Source organism: Siccirubricoccus phaeus (assembly GCF_008360935.1).
GTDB classification, from domain to species: Bacteria; Pseudomonadota; Alphaproteobacteria; order Acetobacterales; family Acetobacteraceae; genus Siccirubricoccus; species Siccirubricoccus phaeus.
The window spans coordinates 1-18,136 of record NZ_SRXO01000033.1 but is presented as its reverse complement, the minus strand read 5'-3'; the positions used below and the strand labels follow the sequence as shown (position 1 = coordinate 18,136).

Sequence of the window (18,136 nt, the reverse complement as noted above, 5' to 3'; positions counted from 1 at the left end):
TGAGCCCCATGCGGCCGCCCTTGGTGCTGGCCTCCGCCAGCCCGCGGCGGCTGGAGCTGCTGGCGCGGATCGGCGTGGCGCCGGACCGGGTGCTGCCGGCCGAAATCGACGAAACTCCCGGCAAGGCGGAGCTGCCGCGGCTGCTGGCCGCGCGGCTGGCGGCGGAGAAGGCGCGCGCCGTCGCCGCCCAGGCGCCGGGCGCGCTGGTGCTGGCGGCGGATACGGTGGTGGGCGTCGGGCGGCGCATCCTCGGCAAGCCGGCGGACGCGGCGGAGGCGCGGCGCTTCCTGGCATTGCTCTCCGGCCGCCGGCATCATGTCTATACCGGGGTGGCGCTGGTGACGCCGGACGGGACGCTGCGGCAAAGGCTGGGGGATACCATCCTGGCCTTCCAGCGGCTGACCGAGGCGCAGATCGCGGCGCATCTCGCCAGCGGGGAATGGCAGGGCGTGGCCGGGGGCTACCAGATCCAGAAATCGGCGGAAGCCTGGGTGCGGTACCTGGGGGGCTCGCATTCCAACGTGGTCGGGCTGCCGCTGTTCGAGACGGCGCAATTGCTGCGAGGGGTGGGGTGGCTGCGGCCGTGAGGCCAGGGCGGTTAGAGCGTGATCGGTTGAGGTCGAATCGACCGAAACCGTGAATCACGCGACCGAACAATGAGCTAGAGCGGGGCGGGTGAGCGCAGCTCAACCGATCCCGCTCTAGGGTCCCGGAGGCGGCAAGCATGGCCGGGACGGGAGAACGGTCCTGCAACCGAACCGGAGAACAGGGTTGAGCAGGGCATGGCTACGAGGGCTGCGGAGGGGAATACGACTTGAGCGGGACGGAGAGCGGCAAGGGGCTGCGCATCCTGGCGGGGGTCTCGCCAGGGGAGGTGCGCGTCGCGCTGCTGGCCGGGGACGAGCTGCGGGAAGCCTGGGTGGAACGGCCGGCGCGGCCGGACGGGGTGGGGGATCTGCACCGGGCGCGGGTCTCGGCGCTGGCGCCAGGGATGGCGGGGGCCTTCCTGGCCCTGGAAGGCAGCGAGACGGGCTTCCTGCCGGAGGGGGAGATGCCGGGGAAACGCGGCGGACTTTCCGAAGGGCAGGGGGTGCTGGTGCGGGTCAGCCGTGCCGCACAGGGCGGCAAGGGGCCAAGGCTGACGGGGCGGCTTGCCGCGGCGGAGCTGGCATTGGCGCCGGCCGAAGGGCCGCCGAAACTGCTCGCGCGCGGGCCGGACGCGGCGCTGCGCCTGGCCCGCGCGCTGCCGGCCGCGCCGGTGGTGACGGATGGGGCGGCGCTGGCAGCCCGGCTGCGCGCGGCGCTGGGCGAGGCGCGGGTGACGCTCAGCCCCCATCCGGTCTTCGACGCGGCGCTGGAGGCGGAATTGGCGGCGCTGGCGGAGCCGGAGGTGCCGTTGCCGGGCGGCGGCCGGCTGCTGATCCACCCGACGCCAGCCCTGACCGCCATCGATGTCGATGCCGGGCCGGTGGCGGGCCAGGACCGGGCGGCGCAGCTCCGCCTGAACCAGGCGGCGGTGGCGGAGGCGGCGCGGCAGATCCGGCTGCGAAGGCTGGCGGGCGGCATCCTGCTGGACCTCGCCGGGCTTTCGCTGAAGCAGCGCGCCGCCTTCGCCGAGCCCCTGGGCAAGGCCCTGGCGCCGGACGGCCTGGCCCAGCTCCTGGGCCTCGGCCCGCTCGGCCTGTTCGAAATCCGCCGCCAGCGGGTCCACCCGCCGCTGCATGAGGTGCTGGCAGGGCCCCTGACCCCCGGCCTGGCCGCCCTGCGGCAGGCGGTGCGGGAGGCGGCGGCGCAACCCGGACGCCGCCTGGCGCTGCGTGCCGGCCCCGCCCTGCTGGCGGCGCTGCAGGCGCTGCCCGGTGCCCTGGACGAGGCCGCCGCCGCCATGGCCTGGCCGCTGGCCCTGCGCCCCGACCCCACCCTGCCCCTTGCCGGCTGGGTCCTGGAGGAGATGCCCCATGGCGGATGACCCGCCGCCGCGCCCGCCGCGCCCACCACGTCCCTGCCCGGTCTGCGGTACCCCGACCACGGAACGCGATCCGGAAGGCCGTTTCCGCCCCTTCTGTTCCGCCCGCTGCCGGCAGGTGGATCTCGGCCGCTGGCTGGCCGGCGATTACGTCGTGCCTGGCACGGCCGCCCCCGGCGAGGAGGAAGGCTGACCGCCGGCCTGGCGGGTGCATGGCCCCGACCGCTTGGGGGGCGGCCCGGCCTGTTCCTGCAGCCGGACGAAAACCTGCCGCACCACCGGGTGGACAGCCGCCGCGCCTTCCGCTATCTCCCGCGGCCTCTGCCGCCGCCCCTCGGGGCGTTGCTTGGGCCCAGGTAGCTCAGTTGGTAGAGCATGCGACTGAAAATCGCAGTGTCGGTGGTTCGATTCCGCCCCTGGGCACCATCTTATTTTCCATCATCTGATTCTCCCCCATCAGCCTGAACGGCATGGAGATTTTGGCGGTTCGATAGCCCTCGCCGCGCACGTAGGGCAACCGGTCGGCGAAGACCAGTTTGAGCACCGCGCGGCGGTCCTCGATCCGGCCCGAATTCCAGAGCCTGCAAGGGTTTGCGAGGAAGGCGAAGGCGGTTCGATAAGCCTCGCCGAAACTCATCATCGGCTTCCCGCTGTTTTCCAGCCGCTCGCGCATCAGCGCCTTCTGCGTCTCCAGCTCCTCGATGCGCTTCTCGTAGGCCTTGACCACGGCGGCGCCGCTCGCATCGACAACGCGGTCCAGAAGCTGCGCGATCTTGCGCTCCACCGCCCGCATCTCCTCGCGCAGCGAGACGCCTTGCGTCCGCGCGCCGGCAAGCTTCGCCTCCCACAGATCGCGAAACATTTGGAAAGCAAGATTGAACAGGCCCTCGGACGGCTTCAGACCGCGCAGCAGGACCTCGAACTCGCCCTCGATAACCTCCTTGCGGATCGACTTGCGCTTGGCCACGCAGCCGCGCGTGTCACACAGATAATACGGATACCGCGCGCTCCGCCCCGTCGACCAGCAGCCCGTCATCGCCTGGCCGCAATGGCCGCAGGTGACGAACCCCCGCAGCGGAAAATCCTCGGACAGGTTCTTGCGCGCAGGCACCTTGGGCACGCCGAAGCGCCGATCCTGCACCGCCTGCCAAGTGGCGAGGCTCACCAGCGGCTCATGCTTGCCAGGCACCAGGTGCAGGCCCCAGCCCTCATAGGTGATGTGCCCGGCATAGGCGGGGCGCGAGATGATCTCGTTCACCCGCTCGATATGGACCTCGTCGTTGCTGTTGCGCGGAAAGGCGGGCTGCGCCTCCAGGAAGCGCTTGATTTCCGTCACCGTCTGGAACCGGCCCGAGGCGTAGCCTTCCAGGGCTTCGGCGACGATGGACGCCAGCGGCTCATGCCGGACCAGCAGCTTGCCGTGACCGGCGACGCGCTCGAAGCGGTAGCCGATGGGCGCGCGCGTCACCCAATAGCCGTTCATGGCCCGCGCCCGCATGCGGTTGGACGTCTGCTCCGCGTTCTTCTGGCGCTGGTACTGCGAGACCGAGGCGAGCAGGTTCTCGACCAGGATGGAGTCGGACCCCTCGCCGAACTCGATGGACGGGCTTTCCAGCTTCGCGCCCGCGTCGTGCAGCAGGTCGCGCAAATCCCAGTGGCCGCGAATGTCGCGGGCAAAGCGGCTGATATCATCGATGATGACGATACAGCCGCCGCGCTGCGCCTTGAGGAACTTGATCATCGCGGTCATCGCTGGGCGGTCGGCGCTGCCGCCGCTGGCATCGTCGCGGAACACGTCCACGACCTCATAGCCCTTGAACGCCGCGAACTCGCGGCACCTGGCTTCCTGGCTGCGCAAGCCATCGCCCTCGCGCACCTGCTTCGTGCTCGACACGCGGCAATAGATGACGGCTTTTGGCAACGCAGGCTTTTTCATGGGATCAGGCGCGCTCCTTTGAATCGCGTCCGCCGCGGTCGTTCAAGACGGGCGCGAGGTCGCCGCCGTCATCGCTCCGGGAGATCGGCTCCAACTCTATCACGTCCTCGTCCGTCCCCTCACGCGCGGCGCGCGCGCCATCCACAGGATTCCGGGCAAGCTGCACGGCATCCTCGCCGAAGGCGCGGTCCACGAAGCTGCGCATGATCTGCCAGACGGCAGATAGCAGCTCCGTCTTGCGCGCCTCGGAAAGGTCCAGATGATCCACATGCTGGCGATACCGCCGGAGGCCCGCTCCCCCGTCGCTCGCGGCGGGAGGAAGCTCGGTGTTCGATGTCATGCCCGCCTCCTTTCTTGCTGGTGTCAAAGGCCGTCGTTTACTGTATAGAACAAATAGCGAACACGCAACGAAATACGGAAAGAATTAATCGCCTTGGCAGCAAGGGATCTTCCAAAGCCAGTGCCCACACAGATCGCACTCCGGATCACGGCGTTGTTTATACTTGTTTTTTTTGCTACGGGAATACCCGATCTTCGAAGCAAAGGTCGAAGATTTGGCTGCCTTGCCATGTTTATGATTTATGTCAAGTCGACTAGGAAAGTCGACGTCCTTTTCATTCTTCATTTCTGTTCCTTTACTTAGGGTACCCAAATACCAATACATGGGTACCCGAATTAAAGCAACAAAAACAATCTACTTCACAACAGTATAAGTATTTATCGATGCGCTTGCGTTGAAAGGGGTTTCAGGCTTCTAATGAAGCTGCAAATTTAGGAAACGTCCGATTAGAAGATGCGTTTATCTACGGATTAAGAGCGCGCCTTAATGCACGATCTATCCATTCGGTACGATTGACGCCTTCTTCGAACGCTCTTTGTTCAATCTCAACAATTAGATCGGGGTCTAATCGGAGCTTGATTTGCTTATTGGGGCGATTTTTCTCGGCCCATTTATCAGAAAGCGTATTGACACCACTTAAGGCACTTACCAATTTACTAGACACGAACTGTTTCTAACCACCTAAAATCTTTATTATATGTTGTTTCTTGTTAGGCACAATACGCTTTTTTATGTAGGAAAGCTAGAATATTTTCGATATACGCGCGCGGAGTAATGTATTGCGGTTTGATATCAGCTTGCCCCAACGTTTACCGGACACCCCAAAGGTGCGCGCTAGGGCAACCGAGGCGGCTGCGATTGCTATACTCTCGGTCGGCTCTGGGCCAGTTTGAAACGCTGCCTGAGAATGCAAGATGTGCGCGGTAGTACCGCGCATCTTGCCAAGGGGGCGGTGCCCGCCCCCGTTGGATCCCCCCAGCCGTGGCGCTTCAGGGGCATTGAACCCCCTCAGCGCCATCGCAGCGTCTGGCCGCTGCACCACCAGTCAGGGAGCCTCCGCGCTCCCCGACACCCCATGGCCAAGGCGGCGTGCCTGCCCCTTGGAACCCTGCCTCTGCCCGAGGGGCCAACCCTGCGCGGATTGGATGCGCGCCAGCGCTTCGCCGCTGGACCACGACCAGGCGCTCATGCCGCCCTGGACCCGCACATCAGGGGCTTTCGCGCCCCTGAACCACGACCGGAGGATGGCGCCCAGCCCGTCAGCGCGGAACCTGCTGACCGCCGCTGCGCCGAGCGATAGCCAAGCGCTCTCGGCAGGCCGCGTGCTCGGGCGAGCCCAGCGCATGGCCGAAACTGGTGCAGGCATCGATGTCCTCCGCCTGCGCCGCTTGGGCGCGTGCTCTGGCTTCTTCTGCCGCTTTCTCCTGACGCAGTTGATAATTCCGCGCACCCGGCGTGCCAGGAAGGCATTCCGGCAGCGCCCAGCCAAAGGCACAGTCGCCGGGCCGGTTGGCGCAATCGGTGAGGAGAAGGCACAGAAAGAGAAACGTGCCGCGCACGACCAGCGCAAGCCGGGGGGTGGTCACGGGCAGGACCTCCATCAAAGAGTCCGGGCGGCCCATGCTGCGTGTCTTCGCGGGACGGGCTGACACTGGCTACATAGGAAAGCACAAGACCGGTTACCGACGAACAGCCTATCGCCGGCTCGCTCGCGTCAAAGGGCGGGTCCTCGCCAGGCTCGCCCGCGAAAGGCGCGGGCTGCGCGTGGCTCCGGTCCCGCGCCTGCGGCGCGCCTTTGACCCTCCCTGCGCCCGTCGATGAGGTGGAGGGTGTCGGCTCCGGAGAATGTCGCTTTAGGGACCGCGCCTCCGGCGGGTCTTCCAGAGAATGAGGGTCAGGCGGGGCAGGATTTCGTATAGCGTAGCGTGTCACTTGACATTTTCGTTTCGATGGCTTATACTCAGTCGAGATGAAGATCAGGAACGTGGTGCACAAGGGCCTTCGCCGGTTCATCGAAGACGATGACAGCGCGGGCCTACAGCCCGCGGTGGTGCCCAAGCTCGGGCGCATCATCTCCTTCCTCCAGGACATGGCCAGCGAGGAGGAGTTGCGCACCGTGCCGAGCTGGAAGGCGCATCAGCTGACCGGCGACCGCAAGGGCACCTGGAGCCTGTTCGTGACGAAGAACTGGCGGCTGACGTTCCGGATCGACCGGGCCGCCATCGAGATCATCGACCTGGATTATGAGGATTACCACTAAGGAGGTGGGCATGAGCACGACCGACGGCATCCGCATGAAGAACCCGGCCCATCCCGGCGGCTTCGTGAAGAGTGAAATTGTTGAGCCGTTCGGCCTGTCCGTGACGGACGCCGCGAAGGCGCTGGGCGTCACGCGCGCCGCGCTGTCCGCGCTGCTGAACGAGCGGGCCGACCTCTCGCCTGAGATGGCGCTGCGGATCGAGAAGGCGTTCGGGGTCTCCATGGACACCCTCATGCGCATGCAGAGCAGCTACGACATCGCCCAGGCCCGCAAGCGCGAGGGCGAGATCAACGTCGCCCGCTTCACCGGCAAGCCGCAGGACCCGCAGCCGACGCCCGCGTAAGGGCTGACGCCGACTGGCTGTAAGGAGGCTCCGACATGAGCGACAGGGACGATTTCGAGCTGGTGCGCGGCACCGGCAACGTGTTCCGGGACCTCGGCCATCCGAACGCCGGGCTGGAGCAGCTACGCGCCGTCCTCGCGGCCCGGATCGTCAAAGCGTTGGACGAGAAAGCGCTGACCGCCCGCAAGGCCGGACAGCTGACCGGCTTCGCCGCCGCCGACTTCTCCCGCATCCGCCGCACCAACCTCGACCGCTTCACCATAGACCGGCTGATGACCATGCTCGGGCGGCTGTGATCTACATCTTCCTAATACTCGGCTCCAACGTCATTCGATGACAGCCTTCGAGCTATCAACAAAGTCAGTTGCTCGCGTAACTCTCATACCCGCGCCGAGTGCAATTGATGCCCTGAAGGCACATATCAGAGCCATTTCCTGTTGCTCTCGAAGTTCGTCCTCGGTGCGTAGAGGACGTTTTCGGCTTGAATCGCCAGCGCGCCTCAGTGCAATGACAGCTGGGTCCTCATAAACAAAAACGAAACGGCTTACTCCCATATCGCGGAATACGTCGGGATGTATCACAACAATACCCGCAGGTGTGTCTATAATTGTGTGGCCGTCAAGCACAATAAGTCCGGTCATATTGTCGGTCGCACGCTTAAATCCCTCAACAAGAAGTCTTTGGTTGTCCTCGATATTTCCTAGTCTTAGAATATCCTGTGCCGACATCTCATTCATGGCGGCTTTTTGCTCCCTTATCAGGACGCTCGCCTGAAAATGCCGAAAGATTTGGCCTTCGTTTAGCTTTTGCAGAAGTGTAGACTTACCCACCCCAGACAGGCCAACGACAGCCACCACTGTTCTCGTCATGCCTGAAACCCCAACATGAGACCGTCTAGCAGGACATCCAGTTTTTTTCGCTCGATTTCAAATATGGACTGCGGAGGGTGCCCGATAAAAATTGAGTTTTGCTGGAGAATAGACAAGGATATTGCAGGATCAATATACCCGGCCAGAAGATAGTTAATAACCTTCACTGGACGATTGGGAGAAGCCTTCCAATCATTCAACTGTGCCTCGCTGTATACCGATCTTCCTCCCGTCATGTGCATCAGGTCCTTTGTAGAATGTGCCGACGACACCTGTTCTAGTATACCGATTGCAGTCATTGCTTGTGACGGAAGAAGCTTAGATTTCCCCTTATAAAAAAACAGCAACGATCCAGGAGGCCCTAGCTTGGAGATTGCTCGACAAAGATATACTTTTCTTATGGTATTACCTGGGCGCCTCGGCCCGGCGCCGCCCAATCGACCGTCAAATAAATCGGCTTGTGTTGAATCCTTCAGATCGGGATACAATGTGTCATGATAGGCTTCCTTAATCGGAACACCAAAGCCCCGAACAGCGCCTCGACCAATGAAGCGCGGGTAGTTTAAACGGTCAGTGTCAAAAACCCTTTCCCCCTCCTTAGGGCATAGCCGCGCAGAAGAGAAGATTTTCTCGTAAATTAGTTCTCCGTCTGGCTTTGTAAGGGTGTGAACAAATCCATAATACTCAAGAAGGTCAATGAGCGCGACCTGGCTGGCGTAGGTTGTTATATACACTAAATCGTAGTGATTCTGTTGGGCAAACCAGAACGCTTTCTTTAGCAACAGCTCACCAAGTTTAACCCCTCTTTTTTCAGGGCGTACTTTAAAAGTACATATCTTTAGTATTTTATCGGCCTTCGTGACCGCATCTGTGTTCTTAGCGGTTTCGTCTTTCCTGACAATTAAACCTGCGAGTCCGTTATCGTAGATAACCCAACAGGGCCTGCGGCCGCGAACGCATTTTATGCGCCACCAATTCTCAAAATCAGGGTAATCCTCTCGTAGGCTATCGAAGATATCGTCTGTTAGCGGAATCGTATGGGCCGAGGTTTCTTCAACATACCGAATAGGGGCCTCAACAGGCTCGTACGTCGTCCTCAATAGCTGGACGGCGTCGGCCACGAACAAAACTCGTCCTGCGAGTTCGGCAGATACTCGCCTAGCTCGATCGTGGAGGCGTCTATCTTCGGTTACAAGAAAATCTGCCGCACCTATTTGCACCGCATGCAGGATTGTGGCATCGACGATGTCATTTTCCTTCGCTAGAGGGCCAAACTCACGTTCAAGGTCCGTCGTCGTCAGGCCTCGAACCTTCGCCAAAATTTGGAATTTATCGAGCTTGCTAAGGGAGATTCTTCGCCTGGCGGCGTCCCTATCGCGCGCTAAATCGTCCTTCGCCGCTGCATGAACGAATATGTCGACCTTGTATTTTGAAGCAATGCTAAGCAGCGCAGCGAATGCGGGCTGTACCGCATGATTATCCTCAAGCCCTATAATGACATTCGTATCAATGAGATACGTCTGCGTACTCATCCTGCAGGGCCTTTCTGAGAACCGGCTTCGCATACAGGAACGACTGGGGCGGTTCAAACCCGAAACGCTCTCTCAACTCATTGAGGTCGAGCGGCCTTGGAAGCGCGCGTGCATTTGCAAACCTAAGCGCATATCCTTCCTCTAAGTTGTCAAAGTACGCATCAAAATCTCCCTTTTCTATAGACGCAAAAGCAGCGAAATTTTTCCATATATCATCCACCGACATCTTACAGACATCGATAATCTCCGCTCGCCCAACCATTGCGCGAACGGGCGATGTTGAGTAAATATAAGCGAGGGTTCCAGCCGGAGCAGACATTGGAAATCGGCGACGCAGTTCGACAGTCTTTGTTCCTTCAATGATTTTCTTTGAATACTGTGGCCGGATGCTCAAGACCACATCTCGCTGAGGCCGAAAAATCTCATCCCCAAAGATGGGAAGAACGAGTTGATTTTCGTCGGAAACATCGAGATCGAATAAATCCGATACCAACGTCGCGAGCTTGTCATCCTTCGGGAAGGTTGCTTCGATCCGCAGCTTGGCACCAAGAGCTTTGACGTATTTCTCTAGGGACGATATCTGTACGTCGCCCCTATACTCGATCTTGGAAATCGCCGCCTGCCCGACATTGAGCCGGTGCGCCATTTCTAGTTGTGTGAGACCGACTAGTTCGCGCAGCGCCTTGAGCGACTGACCAACAACCCTGCCAGCGTCGCCATTCCCGACACGAACGGCACTTACCACTTTTTGATAATTAGACTTCGGCATATCTCCCTCGCGAATCGTGGCCTAAGTGTAGAGCAATCCAATATTCCTCACAAGGAATGTGGGAGGGGAACCTTCGGTTCCGTTGACGCGAGCCGCCCCCCAGAATCCGAAAAATTGTTATTGAGCAAAGGGTTCACCCGACAGCCCAAGCCACGCATGCTTATCCGGCTTCCCCCGCACGTCCCGCAGATACCCGGCCAGCCCTGGCCGCTCCCAGAAGTTGGGGAGATCGACGGTGAAGAAGCCGTGGTCGCGGGAATCGAGCAGCGCCTGCTCGCCGCCCGTGGCTTCGCGGATATCCTCCACCTGAAGGACGGGCCGGGATTGCTCCACCAGATTGTCGCCGGACCCGGCCACCTGGCTGGCGGAGACATTAAAGCCTCGCACCATGACAGAGGTTTTGCCCGAGCGGTGCTCGATCTCCCGCAGCGTGTCGGTATCGGGCAGGCCGCGATAGAGCGTATGCGCGATCGCCTTGCGCCAGATGCGCGCGGTCTCCTTGCCATAGCGGGTCTCGATTTGCGCCGCCGCGTTCTGGAACACGCCGAGGAAATTGACTCCGCCTTGCCGGTAGAGCGTCAAAATCTCATGGAAGTTCGAGACATAGAGCTGGCCCCATTCCTCGCCCACCAGCAGCGCCCGCAAGGGACCATGCGCCCCCGCGAAGCGCTCGACCACCGCCGCCGTCATCGCGCCGACGAAGGTTCGGCTGGTCTCGCTCCCCGCATCGCCGATGATGAACAGGGCGGTGCGCTCGCGCTTCATGTCGGCGGGATCGAAGGAGTTGGCGTCCGTCACCGCCCGCCCGGCGCTGCCGGGCTGGAAGCCCTGCAACCGCTCGACCATCAGCGAGGAATAGGCATTCCACTGGTTGGGGGATTCGGTGAGGCTCGCCACCAGGCGGCACATGCCGGAATCCTCCTCCATCCGGCCATCGCTCGCCCAGACGAGCAGGTCCTCGGCGATCTCCTGCCGCCCGCGCCCGAAGAAATCCCACAGGCCGCCCGGCGTGCAGGGCCAGCGCTCGGAAGGGTGCTGCGCCGTGATCTTGTTATAGAGCGCGCAGGCGGTGCGCACGTTCTGGCCGATCCAGCGATGCGCCGGGTTCGGATCGACCGGGACCAGATGGCTCGCCGCATCATAGGCGGCTTCGCCCACCAGCGACCGTAACGCGGGCTGGCGGGCGATCTCCAGCAGCCGCGTGTTGATGTTGAAGGTCTCGCTCGGATAGCCGTAGAGGCGGCCCGGATTCAGAAAGCGGACCTTGTAGCCCTGCCGCTCCAGCGTCTTCCACGACACCCAGGCGACTTCGCCGTCCTTAGGGTCCGTCATGATCTTGGTCAGGTGCGCGGTGCGGGGCGAGACGACATTGACGCCGAGGAACCGCGTCAGCTTGCCCTTGCCCGCCTGGGCATCAATCGCCACCGGCTCCGTGCCGTCATAGACGAGCGCCCGGCCGTCGAAGAAGCCCAACTCGATCCCGCGCCGGATCCCGTGGAGCAATCCGAGGATGTCCGTCATAGCAGCCCCGAGCGCTCCAGCGCGGCGCGGTCGTTCAGGCGGCCATGGCCCAGCGCCCCGGACGGATTGGCCGTGAGCATCGCCCGGAGCTGCGCCGCCGCCTGCGCCTCGGCCCGTGCCCGGGCAATGCGGGCCTGCGCCGCATCTTCCCAGGCGAGGCGCTGCTGCGCGTGGGATTCGAACATCCAGAAGAATTGGTAGAACTCCATCAGGCGGCGCATCGCTATTGCCTCGCGTCCTCGTCGTCCCAGTCGGCATATTCGAATGGATTCTGCGTTCGGCGCGCGGGCTTCGGCTCCGGCGCGGGCGGGGCTGGCGGAGGCGGCGGATTCAAAAGCGCCGCCTTCTTCGCCTCCTCGGCCTCCGCCGCTTCGATCATGGCGAGGCCGATCGATCCCAGATCGTACCCGGCAATGACGATATAGACCCAGGCATCCTCCCGGATCGGCACGCCGAACAGGAGGATGCAGAACAGGACGAAGAACGGCAGCGCCACCGCGCCGCCGAGGCCGCCATAGACAAACCGCCGCGCCTCATCGGGCTGGAGCGTTTCCTTGCCCAGCTTCAGCGGCTCATTCCATGCCAAGAGCGCCAGGCAGGTGAAGACAAAGGCGGCGAAGGTCGCCAGAGCGAAGATCAGCATGAAGAAAAAGAAGGCGAAAGCCGCCAAGAGCGCGAACCCCATCGCGGCTTCGCTCGTCCCGTCATTCCTCGAAGACATCTTACTTGCCTCCTTGGTTGAAGATCACCGTTGCAGCCCGAGGCCGCTTTCGACGCCGCGCTGCGCAGAGACCTCGGCGCCGTGCCCGCGCGAGAACTTGAGGAATCGGCCCACATCGGCGCGCAGATCGCGCAGCCGGTCGGCCTGGTCCTTGCGAAGCTCCTTGAACTCGGCCTGAATGCCCGCGCGGTCCGCGCGCTGCCGGTCGATCAGCCGTTGCCGGGCCTCATCCTGCTGCCAGCGCAGTTCCACCGCCTCGCGCTCGGCCTGCGCCTTCATCTCGCGGTACTTGCCGGTAATGCGGTGCCACAGGCCCGCCAGCCCCTTGGGCAGCCGGGCGGCACGTTCCCGCGCGCCAGCCAGCCACTCGGCCTCCAGCCGCGCGTCCAGATCGACCCGCGCCTTGCGGTGGGCGCGCGTCATCTCTTCCTTCACCGCGCCCAGCGTCGCCGAGCGCCTGGCGAAGCGCTCGCGGCTTTCCTCGATATGGCGGCGGATCGCGGGGCGCATGCGCGCCCCGATCTCCGCCTTCGTCTCCTCGACGGATTTCAGGCCCGCGCCATCGCCGAGGCGGGCGCGAACCTCCTTCGTTTTGAGACCTAGGACGCGCGGCAGCGAATGAACCTCGCCAAGGTAGTCCAGCACCACGAAGCCGCGCTTGTCGCCCTTTGCCAGGAAGAACCCGCGTGCCTCCAGGCTGCGCGCGAAGGCGCGGGCGTTGTCGGACTGCGCCCAGCAGGCTTGCACCGCCTCCTTGGTCCAGCGCGGGTCCATGCCCTGGCGCTTGGCCTGCTGCCATTCGGCCAAGGTGAAGTTGGTCGGGTTCCGGTCGCCCTTGATTGCGATCCCGCCTGGCAACTGCCAACCGTGATCGAGATAGAGGTCCCGGGAAACTTCCATCAGCCGGTTCTTGAAGAAGGAGAGCGGGCGCGCCGTCATGCTGGCCGCATCGATCCGCGACCACACGCAATGCGCATGGCGGCGGCCTTCCTTTTCATGGAAGACGATGGCCCTCGGCTGGCCTTGCAGGCCGAGCCGGTCCTCGATGCGGTCAATCGCGGCTGCGAAATCCGCGACCGACACCCGCGCCGCTTCCGGCGGGCTCAGCGACAGGGAGAATAGATACTGGCGGCACTTCGTGCCCCGGCTGACCGCCTCGGCCTCCTTGAACGCCCCGCGCAAGTCCTCGGCGACGAAGCCGCGCAGCTCATGCACGCGGACATGCTCGTTCTCGTCGGTGCGCATCAGATGCACGGCCAGGTTCGCGCCGCCGCGGCGCTGCGAGCCTTTGAGGATCATGCGGGACCGCCTTCGGGCTTCAGCCCCAGCGCGGCCAGCAACAGACGGCGGATAGCCCGGACATGCCCGACGCCTTCGCGCAACTCGCCTTCCGTCTCCGGCGTGACGGGCAGCGCCCCGACATGGGCGAGATGCGCCAACTGGTTCAGATTGCTCGCCAAGCGCGACGCCCCCAGCAGAGCCAGCGCCTTCGCCAGCGATTGCCGGTCTTCCACCGCCAGGCCCGTCCGGCGCATCCGCACCGGCACAGCCCCGCCCAGCAGCTTCGCCTTGATATACGCCCCGAGCGGCGCGCCCCGGGCCTCATCCGCCAGCCGGGCGCGCTCGGCCTCCGACAGCCGCAGGCTGAACGGCGCGGGGCGGCGCTTGGAAATAGGAAGGGCCTCGCCGCTTGCGGCGGCGTGAAAGGGGGATTGCAGGGACACGGAACACCCCCGTCACAGCGAGGGCGGATGCGGCTGGCCTAGCGACGTATCCCGGAGCACCTGCTCCCATTCGGCCAGTTCCGCAAAGACAAGGTTCGCCTCCTCACCGGAAAGGCGCACCATTTTCTTTTGCGCGATGCCGCCCGCCAACCCATCGCGCTGGCGCGATTTCGCTCCGCTCAACCGCACCATTCTCTTTGCGCCGCCGCCCACGCCCGTTGCGCTGCTATGCTTCCTCCCAACCTGGCTCCGGCCGCGCAGCTTGAGTTGCGGGGGCGGAAATTCATCTCTGGAAGGCCCGGGCCGGTCCTTCTCGTCGGAGGAAGCCCCAGCCCCATGATGAAGTGCATCGCCTGCCGCCAGGCGATCGACCTGCGCGCGTCCCCGCCGCCGGGCCGCTATGCCGGCGAGGGTGCCGGCGCTCATGCGGCGGCGAAGCTGATCCGTACCTCCGCCACCTCGCCGAACACCGCCCGCACCTCCTGGCCCGCCCGCACCGGGAACATGCCGGTGGCGGTGCCGGTGCTGACCACCTCGCCGGCGCGCAAGCCATCGCCCCAGCGGCGCCGCTCCTCCGCCAGCCAGAGCAGCGGCGCCAGCGGGTCGCCCATCACCTCGGCGCCGCTGCCTCGGCGGCGCGCGGCGCCGTCCACTTCCAGCACCACCTCCATCGCCGCCAGCCCGTCGCGCCAGGCCGCAATCTCCCCACCGAAGACATAGTGGCCGGAGGCGCTGCCATCCGCGAGGATCGCCGGCACGGGCGGCAGCGCGGCCATGGGGAAGCGGCATTCCGCTACCTCGATCCCGGCCTCGACCCGGGCCACCGCCGGCAGGATCTCCGCCATGGTCCAGGGCGCGGCGCGCGGCGGCAGGTCGGCGCCGAGGGTGACGAAGAACTCGCATTCCACCAGCGGGTCCAGCAGCGCCGCATGCGCCAGCACCGCCAGGGAGGGCAGGGCGAAGCGGCGATAGGTCCGGCCATAGATCGGCTGATCGGTGCGCAGGCGGGCCTGCATCGCCGGGGTGGTGGCGGCGATCTTCCAGCCCAGCGGTTCCCAGCCCAGGCAGGCCGCCACGCGCTGGTTCACCGCGTAGCCTTCCGCCGCATTCGCCGGCAGCAGCGCCGGCGGCAGGGCGGCGAGCTGCCGCCCCTCGCGCCGCGCCGTGGCCAGGCGTTCCGCCAATTCCCGCATGTGTTCCGGGGTCATCATCGTGCCTCCGCCGACTGGCCCGGGCCGGCGAGGGCCAGGGCCATCCCCGCCACGGCAGCGCCGGAAAGCGGGGCGCATGCCTTCGCGGCGCCCATCCGGGCGGCGATGCCCGTCAGCCGCATCGCGGCCCCTGCCGGCCGCGCCGCCCGGCATCGGCAGGGGCGCCGGCAGCGAGGATCGCCACCCTGGCTCACCCGCCGGCGGCCAGTGCCGGCCGCGGGCACCGTGCCGACCGGACCCGGCCTCGCTTGCCCCGGTGCCGTCTCGGCCCGGTGCCGCCGACTCACCCCTGCAGCTCCGGGATCACCCAGAGGGGCGCTTCGCCGCGCGCCACGCGCTGGCAATTGTCGAAGGCGTTGCGGAAGCGGGCCTGCTGGTTGTCCCAGGTGGGGCCGGCGAAATGCGGCGTCAGGATCACGTTCGGCAGGCGGAAGAGCGGGTTGTCCGCCTGCGGCGGCTCCTGGTCGAAGACATCGAGGCCGGCGCCGGCGATCTTCCCCTCCGCCAGCGCCTCGGTCAGCGCCACCTCGTCGATCACCGGGCCGCGGCAGGTGTTGATGATGTAGGCGGTCGGCTTCATCAGCTTCAGCTCGGCGGCGCCGATCATGTGCTTGCTGGCCGGCGTCAGCGGGACGTGCAGGGAGACGATGTCGGCGTTGCGCAGGATCTCGTTCAGCAGCTTGAAGCGGACGGAGAGCGCATCCTCCTCCGCCTCCGAGACGCGCTTGATGTCGTAGTAGTGCACCGTCATGCCGAAGGCATTGGCCAGCCGCGCCACCTTCTTGCCGATGGCCCCGAGCCCGACGATGCCGAGCACCTTGTCCCGCAGCTCGTAGAGCTTCACCTGGCTGGGGTCGTTGCCGCGCCAGCGGCCGGCGGCGACGTTCTCATGCTGCCAGACCAGGCGGCGGCAGGTGGCGAGCATCAGCAGCAAGGCGTGTTCCGCGACGGCCGTGCTGTTGGCGCCGCCATTGTTGCAGACGGGGATCTTCGCCGCGCGGGCGGCTTCGATATCCACCGTGTCATAGCCGGCGGAGAGGAGCTGGTAGAGCTTCAGCTTCGGCGCCTGGGCGTAGAAGGCGCCGTTGGCGGCCTTGTTGCCGAAGCCCACCAGGAAATCCGCCCCCGGCAGCGCCGCCTGGAATTCCGGGCTGCCGAAGGGGGCGATCACCAGCTCGAACCCCGCGGGCAGCATGGAGCGGGCGAGATCGGCCGCGCTCAGGGGGGATTCCATCATCAGGATGCGGGGCTGGGCCATCATTTCCTCCTGGCCCTCCCTCGCTTGCCTTGGGGGCAGGGCTGCAACGGTGAAACCGGACCGCCCGTTGTCCTGCCGAGGCTTTGCCTCGGCAGGCCGTGCGAGGGGCCGGCGTGGGCGAACCGGGGCCCCCGCGGCGTTGCGCAGCAACGTCGTGGGGAGATTCAAAACTCCCTGAGATTGTCCCGGAACTGCTCATAGGTATAGGCCCGGCGCGTCAGGCCGCGGCACTGCAGGGCCGGCACCAGCCCGTCCGCCACCTCGGCGATGGTGCGGCGGCTGACATCGCCCATGGAGAAGAGGAAGCCGTCGCCGCCCACCTCCTCCATCGCCTCCGCCATCTGTGCCGCCACATCGTCCGGCGTGCCCATCAGCTCCACCGAGCCGGAGGTGCCGCGATAGCTCAGCATCGCCTCGCGCAGGCTCTTCTTGCCGGCGACGCGCTTGAAATCATCCAGGCTCTGCTGATGGCCGTTGGTGCGCAGGTCGAGCGTATCGACCGGCGCGTCCAAATCGTACTGCGCGAAGTCGATATTGGTGATCTTGCCGAAGAAGGCGAGGAGCTGCGGCACCTGCGCCTCGGCGCGGGCGATGCGGGCCTGCTTCTTCGCCTCCGCCTCCGCCCGGCTGCCGGCGATGATGGGGTTGACCAGGAACAGCAGCTTCACATGGTCCGGGTTGCGGCCGGCGGCGGCGGCGCGGGCGCGGACATCGTCGCGATAGGCCTTCATCGCCGCCGTGCCCTTGATGCTGGCGACGATGGTATCGGCATTGGCCGCGGCGAATTGCCTGCCGCGCGGGCTGCCGCCGGCCTGGGCGATGACCGGGCGGCCCTGCGGGCAGGGACCGCTGTTGAGCGGGCCATGGGTGCGGTACCACTTGCCCTCGAAATCCACCGCATGGACCTTGGTGTGGTCCACCAGCACGCCCGATTCCTCATCGGCGATGATGGCGCCCGGCTCCCAGCTATCCCAGAGGCCGTTCACCGCCTGCATGTACTCATCGGCCATGTCGTAGCGGACATCATGGTCCGGGAGCTGGGGCAGGCCGTAATTCCGGGCGGCGACGTCGGAGGAGCCGGTGACCATGTTCCAGCCGATGCGGCCGCTGCTGATCTGGTCGAGCGAGGCGATCATCCGCGCCAGCAGATAGGGCGGGTGGGTGAAGGTGGCGAAGGTGGGGACGATGCCGATGCGCTTCGTCGCCGCGGCCATCAGCGTGGCGGTGATGGCCGGGTCCTGCCGCGGCACGGCGAGGCCGTGCTTCAGGTAGATCTCGCGGGAGCCGCCATAGCTTTCGCCCACATAGGAGCTGTCCTCGATGAGGACGTAGTCGAAGCAGGCGCGTTCCAGGTGGCGGGCGAGGTCGCAGAACAGCTCCGGCACCATCCAGTCCCGGCCGATGGCGCCGGTGAAGGGTTCCGCCCAGGCCTGGACGGAGGATCCCTGGAGGAACCAGCCGAGGTGGAAGGGTTTGGGCATCGGGACTGCGCTCCGCAACGAAAGACGGCAAAGCGCAGCATATTCCGTGCCATGGCGGGGAGCCACCCGGCCGCTGTAGCGGCAGGGCATGAGGGGGCTCCGCCCCCCCAAACCCCCACCCGCAAAGGGCCGAAGGGCCCTTGTGTCTTGTGAGTATGGTTAGGATGGGGCTGCCGGCCCGGGGCTCGCCCCGGGCCGGCGGCGC

At 64.9% G+C, this 18,136-nt stretch carries 20 protein-coding genes, 1 tRNA gene and 1 pseudogene; 7 read left to right on the top strand and 15 right to left on the bottom strand.

The genetic code is table 11. The features are described from left to right. The first annotated feature begins 8 nt into the window (after positions 1-8). The 4 genes from E5N76_RS27725 to E5N76_RS27710 all read left to right on the top strand — a co-directional run bounded on the left by E5N76_RS27725 (position 9) and on the right by E5N76_RS27710 (position 2,392). Complete coding sequence (locus E5N76_RS27725; protein WP_149541222.1) at positions 9-587, top strand: Maf family protein; 579 nt, start codon at positions 9-11, stop codon at positions 585-587. A gap of 227 nt (positions 588-814) precedes the next feature. After that, positions 815-1,969: a ribonuclease E/G gene (locus E5N76_RS27720; protein ID WP_149541221.1), complete on the top strand. Its 1,155-nt coding sequence runs from the start codon at positions 815-817 to the stop codon at positions 1,967-1,969. After that, positions 1,959-2,159 carry a DNA gyrase inhibitor YacG gene (locus tag E5N76_RS27715; protein ID WP_149541220.1) on the top strand — a complete coding sequence of 67 codons (201 nt, stop codon included), beginning with the start codon at positions 1,959-1,961 and terminating at the stop codon, positions 2,157-2,159. The genes E5N76_RS27720 and E5N76_RS27715 overlap by 11 nt, the downstream gene beginning before the upstream one ends. 157 nt (positions 2,160-2,316) lie before the next feature. Next, positions 2,317-2,392 (top strand) — tRNA-Phe (locus tag E5N76_RS27710). A gap of 502 nt (positions 2,393-2,894) precedes the next feature. On the opposite strand, the pseudogene E5N76_RS31430 reads toward E5N76_RS27710, so the two are convergent. The 3 genes and pseudogenes from E5N76_RS31430 to E5N76_RS27695 form a co-directional block, all read right to left on the bottom strand. Next, positions 2,895-3,902 (bottom strand): annotated as a pseudogene (locus E5N76_RS31430) (recombinase family protein); the annotation flags it as partial. Positions 3,903-3,906: 4 nt separating this feature from the next. Then, a complete protein-coding gene (locus E5N76_RS27700) occupies positions 3,907-4,242 on the bottom strand; it encodes a hypothetical protein (protein ID WP_149541219.1) in 336 nt (111 codons plus the stop codon). A gap of 1,259 nt (positions 4,243-5,501) precedes the next feature. Further along, entirely contained in the window at positions 5,502-5,843 is a 342-nt protein-coding gene (locus tag E5N76_RS27695) for a hypothetical protein (protein ID WP_149541218.1), read from the bottom strand. A gap of 368 nt (positions 5,844-6,211) precedes the next feature. On the opposite strand from E5N76_RS27695, the gene E5N76_RS27690 reads away from it, so the two are divergent. Genes E5N76_RS27690 through E5N76_RS27680 form a run of 3 tightly spaced genes read left to right on the top strand, consistent with a single transcriptional unit; the run spans position 6,212 to position 7,141 of the window. Continuing rightward, positions 6,212-6,502, top strand: a complete 291-nt coding sequence (locus tag E5N76_RS27690; RefSeq protein WP_149541217.1) for a type II toxin-antitoxin system RelE/ParE family toxin — start codon at positions 6,212-6,214, stop codon at positions 6,500-6,502. Between the two features lie 10 nt (positions 6,503-6,512). Next, positions 6,513-6,845, top strand: coding sequence for a HigA family addiction module antitoxin (locus E5N76_RS27685; protein WP_149541216.1), 333 nt, complete (start codon positions 6,513-6,515; stop codon positions 6,843-6,845). A gap of 35 nt (positions 6,846-6,880) precedes the next feature. Continuing rightward, positions 6,881-7,141, top strand: a complete 261-nt coding sequence (locus E5N76_RS27680; RefSeq protein WP_149541215.1) for a helix-turn-helix domain-containing protein — start codon at positions 6,881-6,883, stop codon at positions 7,139-7,141. 30 nt (positions 7,142-7,171) lie between these two features. On the opposite strand, the gene E5N76_RS27675 is transcribed toward E5N76_RS27680, so the two are convergent. The 12 genes from E5N76_RS27675 to E5N76_RS27620 all read right to left on the bottom strand — a co-directional run bounded on the left by E5N76_RS27675 (position 7,172) and on the right by E5N76_RS27620 (position 17,931). Continuing rightward, positions 7,172-7,714, bottom strand: a complete 543-nt coding sequence (locus E5N76_RS27675; protein ID WP_149541214.1) for an ATP-binding protein — start codon at positions 7,712-7,714, stop codon at positions 7,172-7,174. Then, positions 7,711-9,246: a GNAT family N-acetyltransferase gene (locus E5N76_RS27670; RefSeq protein WP_149541213.1), complete on the bottom strand. Its 1,536-nt coding sequence runs from the start codon at positions 9,244-9,246 to the stop codon at positions 7,711-7,713. Before E5N76_RS27670 ends, E5N76_RS27675 begins: the two co-directional genes overlap by 4 nt. After that, positions 9,221-10,015: a helix-turn-helix domain-containing protein gene (locus E5N76_RS27665; RefSeq protein ID WP_149541212.1), complete on the bottom strand. Its 795-nt coding sequence runs from the start codon at positions 10,013-10,015 to the stop codon at positions 9,221-9,223. Before E5N76_RS27665 ends, E5N76_RS27670 begins: the two co-directional genes overlap by 26 nt. 117 nt (positions 10,016-10,132) lie before the next feature. Continuing rightward, a complete protein-coding gene (locus tag E5N76_RS27660) occupies positions 10,133-11,536 on the bottom strand; it encodes a type IV secretory system conjugative DNA transfer family protein (RefSeq protein WP_149541211.1) in 1,404 nt (467 codons plus the stop codon). After that, positions 11,533-11,757 carry a hypothetical protein gene (locus E5N76_RS27655; RefSeq protein WP_207792134.1) on the bottom strand — a complete coding sequence of 75 codons (225 nt, stop codon included), beginning with the start codon at positions 11,755-11,757 and terminating at the stop codon, positions 11,533-11,535. The genes E5N76_RS27660 and E5N76_RS27655 overlap by 4 nt, the downstream gene beginning before the upstream one ends. 2 nt (positions 11,758-11,759) lie before the next feature. After that, positions 11,760-12,257, bottom strand: coding sequence for a hypothetical protein (locus E5N76_RS27650; RefSeq protein ID WP_149541209.1), 498 nt, complete (start codon positions 12,255-12,257; stop codon positions 11,760-11,762). Positions 12,258-12,281: 24 nt separating this feature from the next. Next, positions 12,282-13,556 (bottom strand): relaxase/mobilization nuclease domain-containing protein, encoded by a 1,275-nt coding sequence (locus E5N76_RS27645; RefSeq protein WP_149541208.1) that lies wholly within the window; start codon positions 13,554-13,556, stop codon positions 12,282-12,284. After that, entirely contained in the window at positions 13,553-13,981 is a 429-nt protein-coding gene (locus E5N76_RS27640) for a hypothetical protein (RefSeq protein WP_149541207.1), read from the bottom strand. Before E5N76_RS27640 ends, E5N76_RS27645 begins: the two co-directional genes overlap by 4 nt. Before the next feature lie 12 nt (positions 13,982-13,993). Continuing rightward, positions 13,994-14,407, bottom strand: a complete 414-nt coding sequence (locus E5N76_RS27635) for a hypothetical protein (protein WP_149541206.1) — start codon at positions 14,405-14,407, stop codon at positions 13,994-13,996. After that, positions 14,404-15,189 carry a 2-keto-4-pentenoate hydratase gene (locus E5N76_RS27630; RefSeq protein WP_149541205.1) on the bottom strand — a complete coding sequence of 262 codons (786 nt, stop codon included), beginning with the start codon at positions 15,187-15,189 and terminating at the stop codon, positions 14,404-14,406. Before E5N76_RS27630 ends, E5N76_RS27635 begins: the two co-directional genes overlap by 4 nt. A gap of 286 nt (positions 15,190-15,475) precedes the next feature. Further along, positions 15,476-16,450 (bottom strand): 2-hydroxyacid dehydrogenase, encoded by a 975-nt coding sequence (locus tag E5N76_RS27625; RefSeq protein ID WP_187830448.1) that lies wholly within the window; start codon positions 16,448-16,450, stop codon positions 15,476-15,478. 164 nt (positions 16,451-16,614) lie between these two features. Continuing rightward, positions 16,615-17,931 (bottom strand): NtaA/DmoA family FMN-dependent monooxygenase, encoded by a 1,317-nt coding sequence (locus E5N76_RS27620; RefSeq protein WP_149541203.1) that lies wholly within the window; start codon positions 17,929-17,931, stop codon positions 16,615-16,617. Positions 17,932-18,136 lie beyond the last annotated feature (205 nt).

Bases quoted from the DNA above. Each gene is read 5' to 3' on its own strand.
- E5N76_RS27670 (WP_149541213.1), bottom strand. From the start codon at position 9,246: ATGAGTACGCAGACGTATCTCATTGATACGAATGTCATTATAGGGCTT.
- E5N76_RS27630 (WP_149541205.1), bottom strand. From the start codon at position 15,189: ATGACCCCGGAACACATGCGGGAATTGGCGGAACGCCTGGCCACGGCG.
- E5N76_RS27645 (WP_149541208.1), bottom strand. From the start codon at position 13,556: ATGATCCTCAAAGGCTCGCAGCGCCGCGGCGGCGCGAACCTGGCCGTG.
- E5N76_RS27665 (WP_149541212.1), bottom strand. From the start codon at position 10,015: ATGCCGAAGTCTAATTATCAAAAAGTGGTAAGTGCCGTTCGTGTCGGG.
- E5N76_RS27725 (WP_149541222.1), top strand. From the start codon at position 9: ATGCGGCCGCCCTTGGTGCTGGCCTCCGCCAGCCCGCGGCGGCTGGAG.
- E5N76_RS27655 (WP_207792134.1), bottom strand. From the start codon at position 11,757: ATGCGCCGCCTGATGGAGTTCTACCAATTCTTCTGGATGTTCGAATCC.
- E5N76_RS27690 (WP_149541217.1), top strand. From the start codon at position 6,212: ATGAAGATCAGGAACGTGGTGCACAAGGGCCTTCGCCGGTTCATCGAA.
- E5N76_RS27700 (WP_149541219.1), bottom strand. From the start codon at position 4,242: ATGACATCGAACACCGAGCTTCCTCCCGCCGCGAGCGACGGGGGAGCG.
- E5N76_RS27715 (WP_149541220.1), top strand. From the start codon at position 1,959: ATGGCGGATGACCCGCCGCCGCGCCCGCCGCGCCCACCACGTCCCTGC.
- E5N76_RS27650 (WP_149541209.1), bottom strand. From the start codon at position 12,257: ATGTCTTCGAGGAATGACGGGACGAGCGAAGCCGCGATGGGGTTCGCG.
- E5N76_RS27675 (WP_149541214.1), bottom strand. From the start codon at position 7,714: ATGACGAGAACAGTGGTGGCTGTCGTTGGCCTGTCTGGGGTGGGTAAG.
- E5N76_RS27680 (WP_149541215.1), top strand. From the start codon at position 6,881: ATGAGCGACAGGGACGATTTCGAGCTGGTGCGCGGCACCGGCAACGTG.
- E5N76_RS27620 (WP_149541203.1), bottom strand. From the start codon at position 17,931: ATGCCCAAACCCTTCCACCTCGGCTGGTTCCTCCAGGGATCCTCCGTC.
- E5N76_RS27685 (WP_149541216.1), top strand. From the start codon at position 6,513: ATGAGCACGACCGACGGCATCCGCATGAAGAACCCGGCCCATCCCGGC.
- E5N76_RS27660 (WP_149541211.1), bottom strand. From the start codon at position 11,536: ATGACGGACATCCTCGGATTGCTCCACGGGATCCGGCGCGGGATCGAG.
- E5N76_RS27635 (WP_149541206.1), bottom strand. From the start codon at position 14,407: ATGAGCGCCGGCACCCTCGCCGGCATAGCGGCCCGGCGGCGGGGACGC.
- E5N76_RS27695 (WP_149541218.1), bottom strand. From the start codon at position 5,843: ATGGAGGTCCTGCCCGTGACCACCCCCCGGCTTGCGCTGGTCGTGCGC.
- E5N76_RS27625 (WP_187830448.1), bottom strand. From the start codon at position 16,450: ATGGCCCAGCCCCGCATCCTGATGATGGAATCCCCCCTGAGCGCGGCC.